Below are 18,948 nucleotides of genomic sequence, written 5' to 3' on the forward strand. Positions count from 1 at the left end.
AATTGCCACCAGGTATAGTTCAAAAACGTGGTAGTTAACGCTGGAACTGAAAAGATTTGTTTATTTTAATTGGCTGAAACCGCGTACGATAATTTAAACCTCTGCCGCAGAACAGTTGAACGAGTGGGTAACATACGGGTAGATTTCAATTGAACAACAATATCGAGAGGTTTTGTTGTTTTACCTTCCATTGCGATATGATTTACGATATATATGAATTACAGGCGTAGAACTGTTATAACAGTTAAGTTTTTTAATTTTTGATTCGATATTTCATTGGTGCCGTCATGGAAAGGCTTGAAGCCATCCAATTAGATCTGGCCGAATATCGAATCACCCTTCAATTCCCCGACGATAAAGCGCCTCTTGTCGTCCACTTCGATACCCCATCCAGGCGATTCTATTTTTCGGTCATTGCCTTGATTATTACTGAAATGAAAATGCGCGGCAGGCCGGAATACATTCATATCCGCAGGCATCAGAAAATTCTTACCCAGCTCGATCTGACTCTTTCGGGCAAAAACGCATCCAAGAACGTGGAGGGCATGTGGGCCAAAATCAACATGGCCTGGCGTCACCGCCTTCCGGAGTTAGAGTCGGCAGCGGTCTTTAAGGTCATCGATCGAGACATTATCACTCCTTACGAAAAGGGGGGAAGGTACAGGTATCAGTGTTCCGAGACAGAATGCGACGTCTGGGCCAGTCTATTTGGCTACGATGAAAACAACAAATGGCGGTTCAAATTTGCATTTAGTGAGGCACTGATCGGCTTGAGTGATATTTCGCTGACATTGGGCGATCTGCGGGACAAAGCGGCTTGGGATGAGTTTGTCGATCGACTCGACATTCCGTTCACTACCGAAAATGATTTGAAAGAATCAGTGGTTGCAGCGAAAGCAGAAACGCCCTCGCTAAACGGGCCGCTTCAGGTTAAAGCCCACACAGTCATTTGGAGCGGGGCAGCTGTCGCGGCTGCGATCCTCATCGCCATTGTCGTTTGGCGGTTCGCTCTCCACAAAGCGCCCGATCAGGCCGAAAGCATCGACCTGCGCACTGCGGCCTATTCCAGCAATGATAAACCTTCCCTGGCTGTCTTGCCTTTCGACAACCTGACTGGTGACCCCCAGCAGGAATATTTCAGCGACGGGCTCACTGAGGAGATCATTTCTGCACTTGGCAGTGTGCCAAAGCTCTTTGTAATTGCGCGAAACTCCACCTCCACCTACAAAGGCAAGCCCGTAAAGGTTCAGCAAGTGGCGGAAGAATTGGGGGTTCGCTATGTTTTAGAGGGAAGCGTTAGAAAGGCAGGAGACAAGGTGCGGATAACAGCCCAGTTGGTCGATGCCCTTAATGGCCATCACCTGTGGGCGAAACGCTATGACCGAAGTATTAGCGACATATTTGCCCTTCAAGAAGAGATCACTAAAGAGATTATTTCGGCCTTGCAGGTAAAACTGACGGAGGGGGAAGAAATAAGAATTGCTGCAAAAGGCACAAGTAACCTTCAAGCCTATTTAAAGTACTTGTTGGCGAATGAGCTTTTTTACAAACATACCCCAGAGGATTGTGCTTTGGCAAGGAAATTGGCAGAGGAAGCCGCTGCCTTAGACCCACGGTATGCCTCGGCATACTATGTTCAATCAAAAACGCACATATTGGACATGTGGTTCGGCACGAGTAAATCCCCCGAGGCTTCTTTGGCGAAGGCTATGCAATTAGTGCAAAAGGCTATTGATTTGAATGACGCTTATGCTGACGCCCATGCCTTTTTGGGCTGGATATTCGCAATGACAGGACAGTACGATAAGGCCCTTGCCCACGGGGAAAAAGCTGTAGCCCTCAATCCCAATTCAGCTGAATCACACATGAGATATGGTAAAATTCTTACTCAAGCTGGCAAGTACAAGGAATCAATATCGGAATTACAGACAGCGATAAGTCTTAATCCTAAACCACCGAATGTTTACTTATACAGTTTAGGACTTTCTTACTGTTTTGATGGGCAATCCGACCAGGCAATAAAATGGTGTGAAAGGGCAGTCCGTGAAGAGCCAAATGCTATGTTTGCGCGATTGTTTATGGCTCTTACTTATAGTTTATCCGGACGGGATGAGGAGGCTCAGATTGAGGCTGCTGAAGTGCTTAGAATATATCCCAATTTTTCTATCGAAAAATTTGCCAAGAGATGTGCTCAAGAAGATAAAACGCAGTGCGAGCGGGTGGTAAGCGCACTGCGAAAAGCGGGGTTAAAGTGATGAAAACATTCAGCTTCGAATTACGACAAATATGCAACGCCACAAAGTGTTGCTTTGTTAAACCTATCTTGACAAGGTCTTGATAATAAATAGAATATTGGGATCCTTATATATTGCGCCAGGTTAAAATGACCAAATGGTCAATTTATTGCACCTTACACATACAAACCTGGCCGCCAATCCGAAAAATGGCATTTTTCAGATACGTAAATGGGTATCTGTAAAATGTTAGGATGTCAATAAGTTGCGATTGCTCCAACCTATCCTTGCTTTAGGCTTTATTGTGATTAGGTCGATCTATCTGCAAAAAATGAGGCTGGAGGAAACTGCACGCACAACTCCAACACATCAACATTGAGGAGAGAGTTGGAAATGTTATGATACCATTATGTCTAGCGAGTTTTCTGGCTCATTTTCCAATTCGGTCAATTGAACCCTCCCCCGCGGCAATCCGCGGGGGAATGCTCTGCCTGCAATGGCAGTGCTGCGCAGAACCCTAAGGATAAAAATCGATTTCCCGTTCTCCCGCTATGGCGGTTCAAGGATAGGTCTGGAGGATACCTCATCCGGCGATCTTCTTCAGCAGCCAGGCCATGTTCTCACCCAGGGTTTTCATGATCGCAAGGCCCTCGGCGTCATCCTTGACCTCCCCCTTTTCCCTGCCGAACCCCATGTTCCAGTATTTCGAGCCGGGGATGATCATCTCTCCGATGGTAAAAAAATGGTTGATCGAGTCGAACGTGTGCACCGCGCCGGCCCGCCGAACCGCTACGACGGCGGCCCCGGCCTTGCGCCGCAGCATGGCGCCGTTGGCAATCGACACCATGCCGGCACGGTCGATCAGGGCCTTGATCTCCGGGCTCATGCAGGCAAAATAGACCGGTGACCCTAAGATGATGCCGTCGGCCGCCAGCATCCGGTCGATGCAGTCGTTGAGCATGTCCTTGACCACGGCGCAGTGCCGGTCCTTGTTCTCGAAGCACTTGTAGCAGGCGATGCAGCCACGGATGGGTTTGCCGCCCACCTGGACGGTTTCCGTCTCGATGCCCTGGGTTTCAATGACCTCCAGCACGGTCCGGATCAAAATGGAGGTGTTGCCGTCTTTTCTGGGACTGCCGTTGAATGCAACCACTTTCATCGATTGTCTCCTTCTGGTCGTTGGGTTTCCCCCACCACTTATCAGAAGACCGGCTCTCGGGCAATGGGGGGTAGGAATCCGTGTCAACCGGTCGGTGTTGAAAACAACTCATTTGCCGAGCTACCGGGGTCGGTTGCGGCGTATCATGTTATTTTCGAAAACCGGCCATCGCGGTCAGGGTGTTTTGCATCCCCTGCATCACCATGCCGCCGTCACTGCCGACTGCCACAAACCGGAATCCCATGTCATAAACCATTTCCAGCAAATGCCCGGAGGGCAGAAGAATCCCTGCCGCCTTGCCGGCATCCCGGGCCGCCGAGGCCACCGTGGTCAGCATCGCCCGATAATCGGGGTCATCGAACCGGCCCGGAAGGCCCACGCTGATGCTCAGGTCCATGGGACCGACGAACAGCACGTCCACACCGTCCACCGCCGCGATCTCCCCGGCATTCTTCACTGCCTTGCCGGTTTCGATCTGGGTGACGGTAAGCAGGTTCCGGTTGGCTTCCGGGAAATAGGTTTCGAAATCCATACCAAACCCGGTGGCTCGGGGACTCGAGGCAACGCCCCGCTGCCCTTCCGGCGGATAACGCAAATATCCGACCGCCCGGGCCGCCTCGTCGGCGGTTTGGATGTAAGGGATCATGATGCCCGCAGCACCCAGGTCCAGGGCTCGCTTGAAACGGACCATCTCGTTCCAGGCGATGCGCACGATCGGCGCGCTTGGCCGGTCGCCGATCGCCTGGATTTGATGCATGAGGGTCATACTGTCGCCGGGCCCATGCTCCTGGTCGATGAGAATCCAGTCAAATCCCAGCCTCGCCGCCATTTCCGTGGTGATGCTGGAGGCCAGGTTGCACCACGCCCCGGCCATGAATCGGCCGGCCTGAACCTGCGTCTTGATGAAGGTCATCCGATTTCTCCTTTCGTGTCTGTATCTGTTTTAACGCATTTTAGCCAAACTAACCACGTATTCCGTCGGACGATTCGCATTTTATGCCGCTCGGACCGACGCCGGATCGTATCCGGACACTTCAGGATACGCGTCCACGCCGCAAGGGTGCGACCGGGTTGCAATTTAATTGGAAAAGATATTGAATATGGCGTAGGTTAAACATACCCCAATCGAGAAAATCTCATCATGAAGGAGAACTCATTGAAAACCATCATCGTCGGGAACCGAACGGTCTGCCCAACTAAAATCGTGTGCGTGGGAAGAAATTATCTCGATCATATCGAAGAGCTGAACAACGAGGTTCCGGACGAGCCAGTCATTTTTTCGAAACCCAACTCGGCCATATCCGAAAACCTATGCGCGTTTCATCAGGAACCGCTTCACTACGAAGGCGAGTTGTCCTTTGTGTTCGAGAACGGCCGGTTTTCCGCGGTTGGATTTGGTTTGGACATCACCAAGCGAGCCCTCCAGAACACGCTCAAAGCCAAAGGGCTGCCCTGGGAACGGTGTAAAGCGTTCGACGGTTCCGCCCTGTTCAGTCGATTTGCCGAGATCGAAACGATCAGCCGGAATTTGAGCCTGGAATTGAGCATTAACGGACGGGTGGTTCAGTCCGCAACGATCGCTTTGATGATCAATCAACCCGATGATATTCTGGCCAGCATACTGGGCTTCATGAGCTTGGAAAATGGCGACATCGTTATGACGGGAACCCCGAAAGGCGTGGGCGAGATACACGCGGGGGATTTTTTCTGCGGGAAAATACGGGATAAGGACGCGCTGCTGACACAGGGCGAGTGGCTGGCCGCTTGAACGAGGGGAAAAGATGTACCAGAGGGAACCGAAGCATTTTATCAACGCGCTGGCCAGGGGATTGAAAATCCTGGCCTCTTTTTCCGCCGATCATCCGCGGTTGACCCTTCAGGAACTTTCGGAAATTTCCGGTTTCAACAAGACCGCCGTGCAGAGACTGACGGACACCCTCATCGCCCTGGGATACCTCGGCCGCAACCGGCGCAAGGAATTCTTCCTGGAGCCGCGCATTCTGACGCTGGGCTTCAACTACTTGAGCGGATCCGAACTTCGTCAGCTGGGGGCGACGCACCTGAGAACCTTTTCCCTCCGGATCGGGCAGACGGTCAATCTGGCGGTGCTGGATGACCTGGAGGTAATCTTCGTGTTCAGGAACGAAATCCGGGGGTTTTTCAGTTTCGGGTTGCGGGAGGGCTCGAAACTCCCGGCCTATTGCACCTCCTCCGGCAAGGTCCTGCTGGCCGCCCTGCCCGATGAAGAGCTGGATGAACGGCTGGAACGGATCCCCTATAAACCATTGACCCGCTTCACCATAACCGACAAGGCGAGACTGCGCGCGAACCTCGAGGCGGTCCGCCGGAACGGGTATGGCGTGGCCGACCAGGAGGCCACGCTGGCCCTGTACTCGGTGGCGGTTCCGGTTTTCAACCATGAAGACCAGGTTGTCGCGGCGGCCAACATCTCCTTGCAGGCAGAAGAACACAAGCCCGCAGCGGTAGCCGAGATGGTCGATGCGCTCCGAAAAGAAGGCGCGCGCCTTTCCGCCGGTCTGGGCTACGGCGGTTCCTACCCGGGTCACCCGTTCTGCATCCAGTCCGCCAAATGAAACCGCATCCACAGTCATTGAAAACCCGCCCTGGACGCCGTCTGTCATACCCGTTTCTTCCCGGATCCATCGCCGCCGTCAACCGGCTTGCAATAAATTGAGCTCTCGGCGGACATCACGGTTCGGCGCAACGGGTTGCGGACGTTCGGAACGGCGTCGGGATTTGATCTTGACAGTTGCCGGCCAACTCAATAAATAACGAAAAGCGATATTAAATAACGCACATCGTTACTTTTAAAGTGCTCCATTACCCGGCGTCCGGGCGAACCATCCGCCTGGAGCAGCCGGAACCACGGAACGGGTTACCGTCAAAAAAGGATCGGGAAAGATATGGCATCGACAATGTCGAACACGTTTGAGCAGTTCAGATCCAGGATTCGCCATTTTGTCGAACAAGAACTCGAGCCGGTTGCATTGAAGGTCGAACGCGAAGCGGTCATCCCGGATGAGATCGTTGAAAAAATGCGGCAGCTGGGTCTGTTCGGGATGTCGATCCCCAAAGCTTACGGCGGTCTGGGGCTGACAACCCTTGAAGAAGTCATCATCTACGAAGAACTCACACGCACCAACGCGTGCTTCCGCTCGCGCATCGGAACCAGCAACGGGATCGGATCGATGGGGATCCTCTACGACGGTACGGATGAACAAAAGCGAAGGTACCTCCCCCGCATCGCCTCGGGCGAATGGGCGGCGGCGTTTGCCCTGACCGAACCCAATGCCGGATCGGACGCGGCCAATATCAGCACCCGCGCCGTCATCGACGGCGATCACTGGGTGCTGAACGGAACCAAGCAGTTCATTACCAACGCCGACAGCGCGCATGTGTTTACCACGCTGGCCGTCACCGACGAAAAGAAGCGGGCCCGGGGAGGGGTGACGGCATTTATCGTCGAACAGGGAATGCCGGGGCTCAAGACAGGTCCTGCCGACACGAAGATGGGGCTGCGGGGATCCCACACGCACGAACTGGTGTTCAATAACTGCACGGTGCCTGCAGAAAACGTGATCGGCGGCGCGGAAAGGGTCGGGCACGGTTTCAAAACCGCCATGCGGGTGTTGGACAAGGGCCGCCTGTCGATGGGAGCCTGCGCCATCGGGGCGTCCCAGAAAATCATGGAGCTTTGCGTGGCCCGCGTAAAGGGTAAACTGGCAGGCGGCGAACCCAAAGAAAACTTGCAGGCGGTTCAATTCGCGCTTGCAGATATGGCCACCGACATCTATGCCGCCCGCCAGATGTTGCACCATGCGTCCACACTGAGGGACAATGGGCGGAACGTGACTCACGAAGCCTCGATGGTCAAGGTGTTCTGTACCGAGATGGCAAGCCGGATAGCCGATCGTGCCATGGATCTATTCGAAGAAGAAGGCAGCCTGACCCGAAACAGGATCGAAATGTTTCTGAGGGACGTCAGGTTGTACCGGATTTTTGAAGGGACCAGCGAAATTCAGCGCATGATCATTTCCAGAAATCTCTTGCATCAATAGGGTGTCTGTTTGTCAGTCCGGTACCAATGATGCCGGTGGATGAATTCATTTAAAGGAGAACGGTGGATGAAAGAAATTGTCATTATCGGCGCGGCAAGGACCCCGGTGGGACGATACATGGGCGCCTTGAAAACAATTCCCGCCTATGACCTGGCGGCATCGATTTTAAATGCGGTGGTCGAGCGGGCCACCATTTCACCGGCCATGGTCGATGAAGTCATTATGGGCCAATCCTACCAGAACGGCGAATACGTGAATATCGCGCGCATGGCCGCCCTTACGGCGGGCTGGCCGGAATCGATCCCCGGCATCACCATGGACCGGCGCTGCTGCACCGGACTGGACGTCGTCTGTTTTGCCGCCATGAAGATCTTATCCGGACAGGCTGATGTGGTGGTCGCCGGCGGTGTGGAGTCCATGAGTTCGGCCGAGTTTTACTTGCCGGGGGATATCAAATGGGGAATCGGCGGGAAAAGAGGGATGCCCCGCGGTCACGGGGACCTCTCCATGTGGGGGATGCCCTTTTACGACCGAATTCAGCGGGCCCGGGTGATGTCCCAACCCGAATCGCGATACGGGGTGTTGCCCTCGATGATGTCCTGGGCCGAAACGGCCGCCGCAGAAGAACACATCAGCAGGGAAGCCTGCGACCGCTGGGCCCTGGCCAGTCACCGGAAAGCCTGTAAAGCGGTGGAAACGGGTAGGTTCGACGAAGAGATCGTTCCGCTCCGCGTGCCCCAACCGAAAGGGGAACCTGTCACGGTGGATCGGGACGAAGGTCCCCGGGCCGACACGAGCCTTGAAAAGCTGTCACGGCTCAAGCCTGTGCTCGGCGGGGTCTGCACGGCCGGCAACTCGTCTTCTGAAAATGACGGGGCCGCCGCGGTGGTCGTGACCTCGGCGGAAAAGGCGAGGCAGCTCGGCATCACGCCCATGGGCAAACTGGTCTCCTTCGGCGTTGCCGGGGACGATCCGCGCCGGGCCTATGCAACGGTTCCCAAGGCGGTACGCATCGCCCTGGAAAAAGGCGGGCTGTCTCTCGATCAGATGGAACGCATTGAAATCCAGGAAGCCTTTGCCGCCCAGGTGTTGGCGGATCTGAAACAGATGGGCCTACCCGAAGGCGACTATGACCGCGTCAATGTCAACGGCTCCGGTATTTCTCTGGGCCACCCCATCGCCTGCACCGGGACCCGGGTGTTGGTGACCCTGCTCCACGAGATGCAGCGCACGAACGCACGTTACGGCCTGGAGTGTATCTGCGGCGGCGGCGGGCTCGGCATCGCTGCAGTTGTAGCCGGCGTGTGAAATACCAACGGACAAGGAAAACCGATGATCGATAAATTCATGACGGCCGGCGAGGCGGTTGATAAATTTATTCAGGACGGCGACCAGATCGCGCTGGGCGGATTCACGGTCAACCGCAACCCCATGACCATCGCCAGGGAGATCATCCGCCAGGGGAAAAAGAAGCTGTACCTGGTCGTTCATTCCCAGGGCCAGGCCATGGAACTGCTGATCGGCGCCGGGTGCGTTCAGCGCGTCGAGCTGGCCTATGGCGGCGTGGCCAGATTCGCCCCCACCGGCTATCGCTTTAAAAAAGCCTTCCTGGAAAAGCGCATCGAGGTGGAAGACTACTCCAACTACCAGATGACGCTTCGCTTCATGGCCGGTGCCATGGGCCTGCCCTTTGTGGCCACCACATCCGGCCTTTGCTCCGATATCGTCCGGCTGTCCGGGTTTTCCGCCGAATGCCGGGGTCAGGGAAAGGTGCCGGCCCACAAGCTCAAGGTCATCGACGACCCGCTCGACGAGAACGGCGGCCAGGTGGTGATCCTGCCGCCGCTCAACCCGGACGTCACCCTGATCCATGTGCAATATGCGGGTGATGACGGCACCTGCCGCATCGAAGGGCTGACATTTGCCGACATCGAGCAGGCCAAGGCGGCCAAAAAAGTGATTGTCACCTGCGAGGAGGTTGTCCCCAGGGAATTCATCCGCCGGGAGCCGGACCGGAACTGCCTGGCACCGTTTATGGTCGACGCCATTGTCCTTGCGCCCTATGGGGCGCATCCAACCGCCTGCCACCAGTTCTACGACTACGACCCCATGCATTTGAACATGTTCAAAACGATGGCACCGGACGACGACCGGTTCCAGGACTATCTCCACCAGTGGGTCTATCCCTTCGAGAGCCAGGAGGATTATCTGGCCAAGGTGGGCATCCGGGACCTGTTGACGATCAGGGCCAACCCGGCCTTGGGGTACGCTGCCGGGCTGGACAGACGATAGGAGAGAGACGATGGGCAACTACACGGCCAGTGAAATTATGGCGTTGAGCGCGGGCCGGCTCGTTCACGACGGCGACATCCTTTTTGCGGGCACGGGGCTGAGCATGTTGGCCGCGACCGTCGCCAAGCGTATCCATGCCCCGGAGGCCGTGGTTTTTTTCGAAACCGGCGGGATCGATCCGTCTCTGGACGAGCTGCCCCTGGCCGTGGCCGACCCGCGGGTGATGGTCGGTACGTCGGTCAATTCCGGGCTGGCCGATGCACTCAGCCTGCTGGGCCATCCCAAGCTCCGGACCATCGCCTTTTTGGGGGCCGCCCAGATCGATCGGTACGGCAATCTCAACTCGACCCAGCTCGGATCCTATGATGAACCGATCCAGCGGTTTCCCGGGTCCGGGGGCGCCTGCGATGCCGCCAGCCTGGCCTATGGCGTAATCATTTTCATGCAGCACCAGCGGCGGCGGTTTGTGAACCAGCTGGATTATTTCACGAGTCCCGGCTGGCTGTCCGGCGGACAGTCCCGCCGGCAGGCCGGTTTCAAGCGGGGCGGCCCCATGGCGGTGGTCACCAATCTGGGGGTCCTCAAGTTTGATCCGGAGACCCGGGAGATGTTTTTAGATGAATACTACCCGTTCACCGATCCGCAGAAAATTGCCTCGGAAACGGGATTCCCCCTGGACCTTTCGCGGGCCCGAGCGTGCGCCCCGCCGACCGAGGCGGAACTGACAACCTTGCGGGAGGATGTGGACCCCCAGCGCCTGATCCTGGGTCCCCTGCCGGTGGAGGCGTCCGTTCGAACCGATGATTGACGCTTTTCGCTGCCGCTAAAAACCTGTTGAAAATAAGGTAAACCGTGGAGGACTTTATGATCACCAGTTTCAGGGGGGCATCCCCGGCAATCGGCCCCGAGGTCTGGATCGACCCGACGGCGCGCCTGATCGGCAAGATCGAACTCAAAGCCGGTTCGAGCATATGGCCGGGGGCGGTATTGCGCGCCGATGACGAACACATCATCATTGGAGAGCGATCGGCGGTCCTCGATCTGTGCCTGCTCGAATCACCGGAAGGCCATCCCGTTGTCGTCGAGGACGGGGCCCTGATCAGCCACAAGGCCTGCCTCCACGGCGCACGGGTCGAAGCGGGCGCCCTGGTGGGGATCGGGGCGATCGTTCTGGATGGCGCCGTCATCCGATCCGGCGCCTTGGTCGGCGCCGGTGCGATCGTAACGCCCGGCATGGACGTTGCCGCAGGCATGCTGGTGCTGGGGCAGCCTGCCAAGCCGGTGCGCCGGTTGACCCCTGCCGAAACGCATAAGATCCAGGCCCAGGTGGAGGAACTCTACCTCAAGGCATCCGAATACCGCGCCATGGCCGCGGCCAACGGCAAGCCGGCATGATGCCGGACCGGCACCGCCGCTGGGCCATCCTGCTGATGGCCTGTCTGCTTTTCGTGTTATCCATGTTCTACCGGGCGTCCGTGGCGGTGATCACCCCGGACCTGATCCGGGACCTGGCCTTGGACGCCAGGGGCCTCAGCCTGGTTTCAGCGGCATTTTTTTACGCCTTCGCCTTCATGCAGATTCCCATCAGCATGTACCTGGACGGCATCGGTCCCCGGTTGTCGATGACGGCCCTGTCCCTCTTGGCCGTCGCCGGCGCCTTGATCTTTGCCTGGGGCGAATCCCTGTCGGCCCTGGTGATCGGCCGGATCCTATTGGGTGCGGGAATGGCCTGCAACCTCATGGGAAGCCTCAAGCTGATCACCCTTTGGTTCGGGCCCCTCCGATTCGCCACCCTGGCCGCCCTGGTCATTTCCATCGGCACCGCCGGCAACGTCACCGCGGCAACACCCCTGGTGCTCCTGGTGCAATCCATTGGCTGGCGGATGACGTTTACGGTTTTTTCCGCGATCAACCTGCTGCTTGCCGTGCTTTTTTTCATCGTTGTCCGTGACCGTCCGCAATCGGGCGGTGACGGTGAACCGCTGCGGGCCGCGTCAACCAACCTGCGGGAGATTCTCAGCGCCCTGGGTCGGCTGTTTCGCGAAAAGGATTACTGGATCATCTCCCTGGGGACCTTCTGCCGCTATGGTATTTTTGCCTCGGTCCAGGGACTGTGGGCCGGTCCCTATCTGATGAAGGTAATCGGGGTGTCGGCCGTGTCGGCGGGCAACCTGATCCTGTTGATGAGCATCGGTATCATTGTCGGCAGCCCGGTGTTCGGGTGGCTTTCCGACGTGGCGTTCAATTCACGCAAAGGCGTCGTCATGGGCGGGCTGACCGGAACAGGCCTGGTCCTGGTCGTTCTGGCCGGGCTCTCCCCGGGCACTTCCGTGGCGGTTCTGGCCGGGCTTTTTTTCGGTTTCGGCTTCTTCAGCAGTTCCGGGGGCATCATGTACGCCCACATCAAAGAACGCATGCCGGTGGAACATGCCGCGACAGCCATGACCGGCGTCAACTTTTTCACCATGGTGGGGGTTGTGGCTTTCCTCCAGGGGCTGGGAAGCCTGATGCACCATTTCTACCCCCAGGCGTCGCTGGGGGCATCGGCCTTCAAGGGCGCATTTTTGACCTGTGCGGCCTGCCTGGGACTGACTGTCGTCTCCTACCTGTTTACGACTGAAACCCGACGTCGTCCGACAGCTGGCCGATGAAATCGTGATCAGGTCCATCCATGGAAGCCTAAAGCCTGATCCTGGGGACCGGGAAGGCCTCTTTTAAAAAGACCGATGGGTAGGATACGTTCGATATGACAACCCCATTGCAGATCCTTGAGGCAGACGTGTTAATCATCGGAAGCGGTATCGCCGGCCTTGAGGCCGCCTTGTCGGTTTCAAAAACCGGCAGACAACCGTTATTGGTGTCAAAGGCACCGGTAGGCAAAGCAAACAATACCATTCTCGCAGGCGGTGCGTTTACCTGTGCGACAGGTGAATTCAGCATCGAGGCGCACATCGAAAAAACGCTCGAGAGCGGTTGCCGGCTCAACGACAAATCCCTGGTGGAGCAATTTGTCAGACGGGCGCCGGACAAGATAACAAACCTCAGGAAAATGGGGCTTTCCGGAAATTCCCACCGGACCGGCTTTCACTGCCGGACCTCCACGATGGTCGGTGGTCCGGCGATAAGCGCCGTTCTGGTCCGCGCCTGTCGGAAAGCGGGCGTCCGGTTTCTGGAAAACATGGTGGTGACGGATTTAATCGTCCATGAGGGCCGATGCGGGGGTGCGGTCGGGTTCAACAAGCGTTCCGGAAAACGGTACGGTCTGCGATCCGGGGCTGTATTGCTGGCCACCGGCGGGGCGGGCGCCGCATACCGGCAAAACGACAACGCGCCGGGGGCCACCGGTGACGGATACCTGTTGGCGCTTGAAGCAGGCCTGGAACTGATGGACATGGAGTTCGTTCAGTTTTATCCGTTGGTTTATGCAGGCTCCGGCCGGGGCCATATGATAATCCCGGCGGCATTCGCTGACATCGGCGAGATTGTCAATCGCCAGGGGGAAGATGTAAAGCGTAAATACAAGCTCTATGAAAAGCCTGTGGCCATTGTCTCCCGGGACAGACTTTCCCAGGCGCTTTTCAGGGAGTTGAGTCTGGGGCATGATGTGGATGGCGCACTGCTCTTGGACATGCGTAAGGCGGACGACTCCCGGATTCTATTCGGCGACGATCTGAAATCGCGTTTCAAAAAGAAAATATCGTATGATACCGAACCCGTCAAAATAATTCCGGCATGCCACCATACCATGGGAGGGGTTTCGATCGATAAGGAGTGCCGGACGGGAATCGAGGGGCTCTTTGCTGCCGGTGAGATTGTCGGGGGTATTCACGGGGCCAATCGGATGGGCGGAAACGCCCTGTGCGAAGCGATGGTTTTCGGCGACCAGGCAGGTATGTCGGCATCACGGTATGTTGGTAACGGCAAACCCTTTCGAGAATTTGAAACGCTCGCTGCCATCGCTGCAGAAAGGCGGTTCAACACTGGCGGTTCTGTGGAAATGGATGTTGCCGCGTTGATGAGAACATTGAAAAAAACCCTCTGGGACAGCATCGGCATTGTTCGCAGCCGAGTATCCCTGGAAAAAGGAATCTCACAAATCGATGCCATTCTCTCCGATCTGGAACGTGCCGAAGCGGTCCGTCCGGTTGAACGCTGCAGGCAATTTGAATGCAGGAGTGCCGCACTTACGGGAAAAGCCATTGCTCTGTCTGCTTTGGCACGAACCGAGAGCCGGGGGGCCCAATACAGAGAAGACCATCCTCATGAACACGGTGCGTGGCTGAAGCACGTCCATGTTCAAATGAAAGAGGGAGAAATCCACATCAGCCGCATGGAACCGGTTACGTAATGTCCCATTTGTCCTTTGCCCACTGAAAAACAACCATCCACCTGATTATCTTCCTGATCGGCACCGATCATGCGCAATGGGCAATATCAATCACTTTGAAATCTTGCCGACCCATTTTGAACCCTCCCCGCGGCAAGCCGCAGGGAATGCCTTCGCTATCGCGCTTCACGTTCAGGTCAGGACGCTTTAGGGATGCCGAGAATCTGACGCGCCTGGTCCACGGAGGCGACGTCACGCCCCAGGCGGGTGGCCAGGTCGGCGGCCATGGCGACCATCTCGGCATTGCTTTTTGCCGGTACCCCCTTTTTGACAAACAGGTTGTCTTCGAATCCGACCCGGATGTTTCCACCCAGCAGGATCCCCATGGTGATCATGGGAAGCTGGGCCTTGCCAACGCCCAACACGCTCCAGCGGCAGTCGGGCGGCAGCTGGTTTTTCATGAAAAGCAGGCTCTCCACGGACGCCTCGATACCCCAGGGAACTCCCATGCAGAGTTGAAAATACGGTGGCGGCGCAAAGCTGCCCCGTTTCGCGAGATCCACCGCCTGCCGGATATGGCCCGGTTCGAAGACTTCGATTTCCGGTTTGACCTGGTTGGCGAGCATGCATGCGGCCGCTTTCTCCGACCATTGCGGCGGGTTGATGAAGACACGGTCATGAAAATTCATGCTCCCCAGATCCAGTGAGCACATGTCCGGCTTCAGGGAGACCGGTTCGAGTCGCCGGTCGCCGGCATCGGGACCGTGCAGGTTGAATCCGCTGGTGGTCAGATTGACGAGCATATCGCATCGATCCCGGATACGGTCCAGGACCTCTTTGAAGAGCTCGCGTTTGAAGGCCGGCTTCCCGGTATCCGGATCCCTGACGTGGACGTGAGCGATCGCCGCACCGGCCCGGTGGCTTTCCACCGCTGCGTCGGCGATTTCCCTGGGCGTGTAGGGAACCGCCGGATTCATCTTTTTGGTCGGGTTCGATCCGGTTACAGCTGCCGTAATGATGATCAGATTTTCCATAGACGCTCCTGCGTTCAAGTGTTCTTAATCCTGTAAGTGCCCTCCGGTCCGGTATGGTCGTGTTGCCGAGCTGTCACGGCCATTTTTTTAGCGCTTCCAAAACGTTTTCTCTATCTCTGCGATGACCCGGCGCATGTTAATGAGCAGCCTGTCACGCTGCCGGTAAATCTGACTGGGATCCTGATCCGCATAGTCGTAAAAGCCCCTGCCGGATTTGACACCCGTGTGGCCCAGGTCCACCAGTCGGTCGACCGCGGTCGAGGGGCGGTCTTCATTGACCAGACCGATGGACGGGTTGGAGAGAACCTTGGCCGTGAAATCAAGCCCCGCAAAATCATATCGCTTGACGACCCCGAGAACGGGAATACGAATTCCCAGGCTGGCCAGGACGGCCTTGTCGATCTGTTCGGGCCGGGCGTAGCCCTGGTCGATCAGGTGGAAAATTTCACGGCCCAGTGCCCGTTGCAGCCGGTTGACGATAAATCCCGGGATAAATTTTTCGACCACCACCGGTGTGTGGCCGATGGCAATGAGAAATCCCTGCATGCGGTCAACACACCCCGGCATCGTTTCGGGCCCTTTGACGACCTCTGCCAGCGGAATGATATAGGGCGGTGCAAAAAAATGGCAGATCAGGAAACGCGCCTGAAGCGCGGCGGGCGCAAGATCGAAAACATTGAGATAAGAGGTGTTGCTGGCCACCACCGCCTCCGGGTGGCAGCGGCTGGCGACGTCTGCCAGAAAATCCCGCTTGGCGTCGACGTCTTCGCTGATGGATTCCAGAATCAGGTCCGCCTGGTCCATCGTGTGCGTGGGTTTTACGGGATGGATGCGGCCCAAAATGGCGGGTACGGACGCTTGGTCCACCTGGTCCTCCTCCACCAGGACGGCCAGGTGCGATCTGACCCGTTCCAATGCCGTTTTCAAGGCCCTGTCGCTGGAATCCGACAGGCTGACCTCGCAGCCGGCCTTGGCCATCAGCAGCGCCAGGCCGTGCCCCATGGTGCCGGCACCGGCCACCCAGACATGCTTGAACCCTTTTTTGTTCTCCATGCGGCACTCCACAGATAAATAAACAATCGAAAACAAAATGATTGACATTCAGAAATCGATTTTGTAGTACAAAATTGTTAACAACATTGTCAACATACTTTTCCCTCACACCCGGATCCCATGCCTAAAAAAAAGAACCATGTTTCGCTCAAGCAGAAGATCTACAAGCAGTTGCGACACGATATCGTGTTCGGCAGGATCCTTCCGGGTGAACATATCAAGGAAGCCCGTCTGACCGCCACGTTCCAGTGCAGCAGGGGGCCGGTGCGGGAAGCCTTCAACCAGTTGGACAGCGAGGGTTTTCTGGTCCTTCTTCAACATCAGGGGGCGGTCGTCAGCAAGACGTCTCCGGAAGAGATCGCCGATTTCTATGCGATGCTCGAGCTGCTGGAAGCCCAGGCGGTGCAATGGGCGACACCCCGCCTGGAAGCCGCCGACATCGAGCATCTGGAAAAGATCAACACGGACATCAAACGGATTTCCTGTGAGGACAATAGCAGCATCGAGCCGTGGAGTTCCGCCAACCTGGAATTTCACCGACTCTTCAGGAGAAAATGCGGAAACGGTCAGATCGACCGCATCATCGAAGACATCCGCATGCGAATCACCCGCTACCGGCATATGTCGCTGCTGGTGACCGCCTATGACGAGTACCTCCTGGATCATGAGAAAATTATCGATGCCGTCCGTCGCGGCAACGCCGAAGAAGCGGGTTGCGTCATGAGAACCCATATACGACGGGCCAAAGATGTACTCATGGACTTCCTTTCCAAATTCCCGGGATTCTGAACTGCTGGATTTTTCGATGGCCCTCGGGGCGGCCATGGGTACCACACGGATAGTGGAGTGACATCGACCAATGGACGAAAAAAAGCGTTTTGAGGGACGCGTAGCGCTGATCACGGGCGCCGCCCGGGGAATCGGCCAGGCCATCGCTACCAACATGGCCTGCCAGGGCGCCTCCCTGGCCCTTTTTGATATCGATGGCTCCGTTCTGGAGGTCGCCGACGAACTTGCCGCTCAGGGGGCCGCGGTCACTGCACGGGTGGTGGATGTGGGCCGGGAGTCCGACGTGCGGCAGGCCGTGGAGGACATTGCCAAAAAATACGGCGGCGTGCATATTCTGGTCAACAATGCCGGCATGGTGTGTCCGGCCGACCTCGACGGCGTCGTGGAAGACGACTGGGACCGGGCGGTCCGCGTCAATCTCAAGGGGGCGTCCTTTTGCGCCAAACACTGCCTCGCGCACATGAAGGCGCAGGGCTACGGCAAGATCGTCAATATCGGTTCCCGGGCGAGCCTTGGCAAACAGAACCGGACGGTTTATTCCGCCTGCAAAGCCGGTCTCATCGGGTTGACCCGCACCTGGGCGCTTGAGATGGCCCCGTACCACATCAATGTGAACAACGTGGCGCCCGGCCCCATCGCCACCAAACTGTTTACGGATGCCAATCCGGCGGACAGCCCGCAGACCCGGGCGATCCTCGGCAGCGTGCCCCTGGGGCGCATGGGCCAACCGGAAGAGGTTGCCCACGCGGTGGCCTTTCTGGCATCTCAAGAGGCCGATTTCATTACCGGGCAGACCCTTTTCGTCTGCGGGGGGCTGAGTGTCGGCGGGGTTTATTATTAGCCCGCAGCCGGACGGTTGCGGGCGCAGTCAAAGGAAGCACACTGCCGGGCACCAGGCAGTCGGGCAGGTTAACCATAAAACTCTATCCAAGGAGGAAAAAATGTCCAAGAAGCTGATCTGTACTTGTGCCGTCGTCGCCTTGACGCTTTTTATGATTATCCCCGCAGCCCATGCCGAACAGAAGTTTCTGCGGATGTTCTCCGGCCCCGAGGGCGGGTCCTGGTATCCCCTGGGCTCGGCCATGATGAACATCATCGAAAAAGAGTTGAAAATATCCTCTTCCAACGGACCCGGCGGAGGAGTGGGCAACGCCAAGGCGGTCAACGCCGGACGCGCGGATCTGGGGTGGTCCTATACCCACACGGTCTATAACGCCTATAACGGCCGCGGCAAGTTCGATAAAAAAAATACCAACCTGCGTCACCTCATGTCCCTGTACCCCGGCGTCTTCCAAATCGCCGTTCCGAAAAGCAGTGATATCATGAGCATCGCCGACCTCAAGGACAAGAATATCGTTCCCGGCAAGGTGGGCTTTTCCGGTACGGTCATCGCCGAGAATGTCCTCAAGGCGTACGACATCACCTTTGACAGCATCAAAAAGAACGGCGGGTCGGTCAGCTATGTGGGCTATTCCGATTCGGCGGCCCTGATGAAGGACGGTCACAGCGATTGCTACATGGCGGTCACGTCCTGCCCCCAGGCGACCATTATCGACCTGAACTTCCGCCCCGGCGTCCGCATGCTGCCCGTCGATGCGGCCCATATGAAAAAGGTTCTCGAACTGGAGCCCGGCCTGATGGAAACCGTCATCCCTAAAGACGCCTACAAGGGCCTGACCGCCGATGTGCCCGCCATCGGCACGGTAACCTGCATCGTGACCAACAAGGACCTGCCCGACGATGTCGCCTACAACATCGTCAAGACCCTGTATGCCAACTGGCCCGCGCTGGCCCAGGTGAAGAAAGCGGCCATCGAGGCGTCCAAACCGGAAAATGCAATCACCGGGGCACGCATTCCGGTTCATCCGGGGGCGATGAAATATTATACCGAAATGGGAATCAAACCCTGATGCGCAGGGGCCTGATCGCCGCCGTCGGCCAGGCCCCCATTTTTCTGAATGGAAACCGATTTTTTTTCAGT

The 18,948-nt window shown here is 56.9% G+C and carries 17 protein-coding genes; 13 read left to right on the forward strand and 4 right to left on the reverse strand.

The features are described 5' to 3' along the window. Positions 1 to 287 precede the first annotated feature (287 nt). Positions 288 to 2,255 (forward strand): tetratricopeptide repeat protein, encoded by a 1,968-nt coding sequence (locus ACZCED_RS14395; RefSeq protein WP_464861078.1) that lies wholly within the window; start codon positions 288 to 290, stop codon positions 2,253 to 2,255. 562 nt (positions 2,256 to 2,817) lie between these two features. Here ACZCED_RS14395 and ACZCED_RS14400 read toward each other — a convergent pair. Then, positions 2,818 to 3,393 carry a flavodoxin family protein gene (locus tag ACZCED_RS14400; RefSeq protein WP_464861079.1) on the reverse strand — a complete coding sequence of 192 codons (576 nt, stop codon included), beginning with the start codon at positions 3,391 to 3,393 and terminating at the stop codon, positions 2,818 to 2,820. A 148-nt stretch (positions 3,394 to 3,541) separates the two neighbouring features. Beyond that, on the reverse strand, positions 3,542 to 4,306 hold the full coding sequence (locus ACZCED_RS14405; RefSeq protein WP_464861080.1) for an HpcH/HpaI aldolase family protein: 765 nt from the start codon (positions 4,304 to 4,306) through the stop codon (positions 3,542 to 3,544). A 243-nt stretch (positions 4,307 to 4,549) separates the two neighbouring features. Between ACZCED_RS14405 and ACZCED_RS14410 the strand changes: the two genes are divergently transcribed. From ACZCED_RS14410 to ACZCED_RS14450, 9 genes are all read left to right on the forward strand, one after another. Beyond that, a complete protein-coding gene (locus tag ACZCED_RS14410; RefSeq protein WP_464861081.1) occupies positions 4,550 to 5,161 on the forward strand; it encodes a fumarylacetoacetate hydrolase family protein in 612 nt (203 codons plus the stop codon). A 13-nt stretch (positions 5,162 to 5,174) separates the two neighbouring features. Next, entirely contained in the window at positions 5,175 to 5,987 is an 813-nt protein-coding gene (locus tag ACZCED_RS14415; protein WP_462969731.1) for an IclR family transcriptional regulator, read from the forward strand. Positions 5,988 to 6,317: 330 nt separating this feature from the next. After that, a complete protein-coding gene (locus ACZCED_RS14420) occupies positions 6,318 to 7,472 on the forward strand; it encodes an acyl-CoA dehydrogenase family protein (protein ID WP_462969730.1) in 1,155 nt (384 codons plus the stop codon). A gap of 66 nt (positions 7,473 to 7,538) precedes the next feature. Beyond that, positions 7,539 to 8,780 carry an acetyl-CoA C-acyltransferase gene (locus ACZCED_RS14425; protein ID WP_462969729.1) on the forward strand — a complete coding sequence of 414 codons (1,242 nt, stop codon included), beginning with the start codon at positions 7,539 to 7,541 and terminating at the stop codon, positions 8,778 to 8,780. Positions 8,781 to 8,804: 24 nt separating this feature from the next. Next, the gene (locus tag ACZCED_RS14430; RefSeq protein ID WP_462969728.1) at positions 8,805 to 9,764 is read left to right on the forward strand and encodes a CoA transferase subunit A; all 960 of its coding nucleotides are present in this window, start codon (positions 8,805 to 8,807) and stop codon (positions 9,762 to 9,764) included. Positions 9,765 to 9,774: 10 nt separating this feature from the next. Beyond that, a complete protein-coding gene (locus tag ACZCED_RS14435; RefSeq protein ID WP_462969727.1) occupies positions 9,775 to 10,572 on the forward strand; it encodes a CoA-transferase subunit beta in 798 nt (265 codons plus the stop codon). 56 nt (positions 10,573 to 10,628) lie between these two features. Beyond that, entirely contained in the window at positions 10,629 to 11,159 is a 531-nt protein-coding gene (locus tag ACZCED_RS14440; RefSeq protein WP_462969726.1) for a gamma carbonic anhydrase family protein, read from the forward strand. Further along, on the forward strand, positions 11,156 to 12,415 hold the full coding sequence (locus tag ACZCED_RS14445; protein ID WP_464861082.1) for an MFS transporter: 1,260 nt from the start codon (positions 11,156 to 11,158) through the stop codon (positions 12,413 to 12,415). Before ACZCED_RS14440 ends, ACZCED_RS14445 begins: the two co-directional genes overlap by 4 nt. A gap of 95 nt (positions 12,416 to 12,510) precedes the next feature. Further along, entirely contained in the window at positions 12,511 to 14,112 is a 1,602-nt protein-coding gene (locus tag ACZCED_RS14450; RefSeq protein WP_464861083.1) for an FAD-binding protein, read from the forward strand. Positions 14,113 to 14,288: 176 nt separating this feature from the next. Here ACZCED_RS14450 and ACZCED_RS14455 read toward each other — a convergent pair whose 3' ends face one another. Both ACZCED_RS14455 and ACZCED_RS14460 read right to left on the reverse strand, forming a co-directional pair. Beyond that, positions 14,289 to 15,125, reverse strand: coding sequence for a beta-keto acid cleavage family enzyme (locus tag ACZCED_RS14455; protein WP_464861084.1), 837 nt, complete (start codon positions 15,123 to 15,125; stop codon positions 14,289 to 14,291). Positions 15,126 to 15,212: 87 nt separating this feature from the next. Further along, on the reverse strand, positions 15,213 to 16,178 hold the full coding sequence (locus ACZCED_RS14460) for a 3-hydroxyacyl-CoA dehydrogenase family protein (RefSeq protein WP_464861085.1): 966 nt from the start codon (positions 16,176 to 16,178) through the stop codon (positions 15,213 to 15,215). Between the two features lie 120 nt (positions 16,179 to 16,298). On the opposite strand from ACZCED_RS14460, the gene ACZCED_RS14465 reads away from it, so the two are divergent. The 3 genes from ACZCED_RS14465 to ACZCED_RS14475 all read left to right on the forward strand — a co-directional run bounded on the left by ACZCED_RS14465 (position 16,299) and on the right by ACZCED_RS14475 (position 18,877). After that, on the forward strand, positions 16,299 to 16,967 hold the full coding sequence (locus tag ACZCED_RS14465) for a GntR family transcriptional regulator (protein WP_464861086.1): 669 nt from the start codon (positions 16,299 to 16,301) through the stop codon (positions 16,965 to 16,967). 70 nt (positions 16,968 to 17,037) lie between these two features. After that, positions 17,038 to 17,808, forward strand: a complete 771-nt coding sequence (locus ACZCED_RS14470; protein ID WP_462969720.1) for an SDR family NAD(P)-dependent oxidoreductase — start codon at positions 17,038 to 17,040, stop codon at positions 17,806 to 17,808. Positions 17,809 to 17,908: 100 nt separating this feature from the next. Continuing rightward, entirely contained in the window at positions 17,909 to 18,877 is a 969-nt protein-coding gene (locus ACZCED_RS14475; RefSeq protein ID WP_462969719.1) for a TAXI family TRAP transporter solute-binding subunit, read from the forward strand. The last annotated feature ends 71 nt before the right edge of the window (positions 18,878 to 18,948 follow it).

The organism is Desulfosarcina sp. (assembly GCF_055467485.1).